This is a genomic window from Pseudoalteromonas sp. TAE56 (assembly GCF_000497955.1).
Lineage (GTDB): Bacteria > Pseudomonadota > Gammaproteobacteria > Enterobacterales > Alteromonadaceae > Pseudoalteromonas.
This window is the reverse complement of record NZ_AUTN01000010.1, coordinates 1-3,630: the sequence shown is the minus strand read 5'-3', so window position 1 is coordinate 3,630 and position 3,630 is coordinate 1. Positions and strand designations below refer to the sequence as shown.

Below are 3,630 nucleotides of genomic sequence, written 5' to 3'. Positions count from 1 at the left end.
CTAATCCATTGCCGACACGGTTTTGCAGCGGTATACGCCACTGCCAGCCGCTTTTGTGTGCAATAGATCGGGTAAGTGGCAATACGGTATCGCTGGTGGATTTTGTTTGCACGGCAATGGCGCTGTTACACGGTAATAAGTGCGACCAGTCTTCGTAGCCAGTATGCAATGCTTGCTCTATTAATAAGCCTCTAAAGCCGGTGCAATCAATAAAAAAGTCGCCATTAATATACTCGCCACTATTTAAAGTTAATGACTCTATATGGCCTGTTTTAGTGTTTTTTACTACTTTTTGTATTTTGCCTTCAATACGTTTTACACCTAACGGCTCTGAAAATTCACGTAAAAACTGCGCGTAACGCGTGGCATCCATATGGTAGGCATAGTTAATGGGGTTTTGCTGATTAAACGCAAATTTACCGGCTTTAGCCGCTTGCAGCTCGTAGCAGTAATCGCCAAATGGGTTGTTTATTCCAAGTGCTTTACCTTGCAGCCAAAAGTGATGAAATTCACCCGCCCAACATTCTTTGCCTGTTGCGCCAAATGAGTGAATATAATGCGTGTTTTCATCGCCCCAGTTTTCAAAGCTAATACCGAGTTTAAAACTGGCTTGAGTGGCTTTCATAAATGCTTGCTCGTTTATACCCAGCAATTTATGAAATGTACGAATAGGCGGAATTGTTGCTTCGCCAACGCCCACAGTGCCAATATCGTCAGATTCAACAAGGGTTATGTTTATATTGTTGCCAACTAATTTAGCAAGTGCTGCTGCAGCCATCCAACCTGCAGTGCCGCCCCCAGCAATTACTACGTTTTTAACAGCGTTTGTTTTAGTCATTATGTGGCTGCCCATTATTTGATAAAAGATGATTTAAAAGCGCGCGATTACTTGGCAGTCCATTTAAGTACTGCGCTATTTTTTCGCGGTTTTGCTGATAATAGTAATCCCCAGCACGTGGGTCGTTAAATGTATTTTGTGCAGATACAGTTTGCGTATTAAAGCCCATGCCATATAAAACGTATTGGTAACTGCTTGATGAAAACACTTCTTCGTTTTCAATAAAATCAAAGCGGCTAGGGGGTTGAAATTGCCAAAGTTTAAGTAAGTTTTGCAGGCGCTCGGGCGCGGTATTTAAATTACTAATATCTTGCCAATAAGGAGTGTCGTCGCGCTCGCTTAGCACATAATGAAGCTTTAAAAATTCAACAACGCGCTGCCAACGCGTGCTAAAACGATCATTAAAACGCGTTTCAAGCTGGCTCATGTGGGTGCGGTTTTGCGGGAGTTGTTCGCTTATCATGCTAATTGAAAGCTCAACCATGGCAAGTGCTGACGCTTCAAGTGGCTCTAAAAAGCCAGCTGACATACCCACGGCAACACAGTTTTTAATCCAAAATTTTTGCCTGTAGCCGGGGCTGAATTTTAATACGCGGTAGTTAAGTTGCTCAGCTTGTTGCTCACTGGTACTTTTAGCTATGTAGCTTTTTAGAGTGTTTTTTGCGCTTTCATCACTTTGATATTTACTACTAAATACATAACCTGTGCCACGGCGCGTTGGTAGGGCTATATCCCAAATCCAACCGTTACTTTGCGCAGTAGAAAGCGTTGCAGAGGCAATTGGTTGATTGGTGTGTGCATTAGGTATTTGCGCTGCAACAGCGCTGTTATTAAATAAAATATGATCTTGCGCTATAAACTCGCTATTAAAATGCTCACCAATTAAACGAGCGCGAGAGCCTGAGCAATCTATAAATAAATCACCTGTTATATCGCCATTATTATTTGTCTTTATTGCGGCAATATAGCCATGCTCGTCGTTAATAACCTCGGTTACATCGTCAGTAATATGTGTAACGTTTAGGTTTTTAACGCAGTGATTTTTTAAAAAATCAGCAAATTTACCCGCATCTAAATGATAACCATAGTTGGTGACTGCTGCGTATTCGGGTGTTTGTAATTGCTTTGGCGCAAGGGCTGCTTGGCATACAAAGCTTTGCATATTAACAATGTCGGCAAATTTTTGGTTAGGTGCAATGCGTTGCCAGCTGGCGTGTAAATTGGTTTGCTCATAGCCTTGTGGATTCATAAAAGGGTGATAGTAGTTTTCTCCCTCGCTGAGGTTGCGCCAATTTATAAATTTAGAACCTTGCTTAAACGACGCGTCGCACTGGGTTATAAAATCACTTTCTTTAATACCAATACGTTGCAGCGTGTTACGCATTGATGGCCACGTACCTTCGCCCACGCCCAATATAGGCACATTTGCCGACTCCACTAACGTTACACTAAGGTGCGGGTGTTCGGCGGCTAATAAACCTGCACTTAGCCAACCGGCAGTGCCACCACCTAAAACGACTATTTTTGTTATTGATTTGGTCATGAGTTAACACCCTAAAATTGATAACAATTAAACTAGCATTAATACTGTTTTAAATACAAAAAAGCCGCTAGTAAAAACTAACGGCTTTACTTTGTATTACCTTTAGAAGTTGTAACGCATACCAATATTGTAACGTGCGCCTAGCTGTTGTAGGTTCCACAATTGTACTGACGTACGGCCATGTTCGCGGCTGTTTTGCTCAGTTATGTTAAGGCCTTCAACAAAAAACGAAAGTTGCTCGCTGTAGTTGTACGCAACATTAAAGTCGATTTGATAATATTCTTCAGTAAAGCCTGGCTCATTTACATATCGAGCTGCGCTATTTAAAAACTTATCACGCCAGTTGTAAGCAATACGCGCTTGAAAATCATCGTTTTCGTACATTGCAATAAAGTTAGCTGTATCGCTTAAACCCACTAGTGCAAATTGTGTTGTAGTAGGGTCTGCGTTTACATCAAAGTCTATGTCGCCGTTAACTGTGGTGTAGTTTGCTTGCACACCAAAACCGCTTTCACCAAAAAAGTGCTGAAAGGCAATTTCAAAACCATCAATGGTGGCATTTTTATTGTTGGTAGGTACTTGTGCTGTAAATTCTAGTAATGGGTCATCGCTGTTAGCAATTACATCGTAAGCGGCTTCAAACTCTTCGTAGGTCATAGAGTCAAAATCAACGTTATTTTCTGTTGCGGCAACCATTTGAAATAAGTTTGAATCGGTTAGGGCAAGTCCGCGAGATTCTAGTTCAGCAATCGCAGCTTGTGCGCGAGGGCCTGCTGTTGCATCGCGTAATCCGTAGTAGTTTTGCGTCATTGGTGTCAAACCAATAAAGTTTTCGATGTCTTTAGTGTAATAACCTACCGACACATAACTTGTTTCTGCAAAGTACCACTCAGCCGATACATCAATATTGTCTGATTCAAGCGGCACTAAGCCAGGGTTACCCGTTGACGCTGTAGCCGGTGAAGAACCCGCTAAAAGAGTAGGGGCACCCGGTACACCAACAGTCGCTGCTGAACTTAAGTTGTCGTAAGTTGGGCGAGCAATTGTAGTGCTATAAGAAAAACGCGCTTTTACGTTTTCGATTACTTCAATGTCAAAGTCAAAGCTTGGTAAAAAGTGATCGTAGCTAGATTTAAGGGTGAAATCTTCTTTATCTGAGCCAAAACGAACATTAAAGTCGTTATTACCTTCCCACGCTACTGCGTTAGGTAAATCGATATTAGCCGTTGAGGTAATGTCGGTAGACTCT

3 protein-coding genes are annotated in these 3,630 nt (G+C 42.0%); all 3 read right to left on the bottom strand.

Annotated elements, in window-relative coordinates; genetic code table 11:
- Nucleotides 1-838: tryptophan halogenase family protein (locus L656_RS0100325; RefSeq protein ID WP_024597742.1), on the bottom strand; the 838-nt coding region annotated here is incomplete at its 3' end.
- A complete protein-coding gene (locus tag L656_RS0100320; protein ID WP_024597741.1) occupies nt 831-2,381 on the bottom strand; it encodes a tryptophan halogenase family protein in 1,551 nt (516 codons plus the stop codon). The genes L656_RS0100325 and L656_RS0100320, both read right to left, overlap by 8 nt.
- A 102-nt stretch (nt 2,382-2,483) precedes the next feature.
- On the bottom strand, nt 2,484-3,630 hold a 1,147-nt coding region (locus L656_RS0100315; RefSeq protein ID WP_024597740.1), incomplete at its 5' end, for a TonB-dependent receptor domain-containing protein.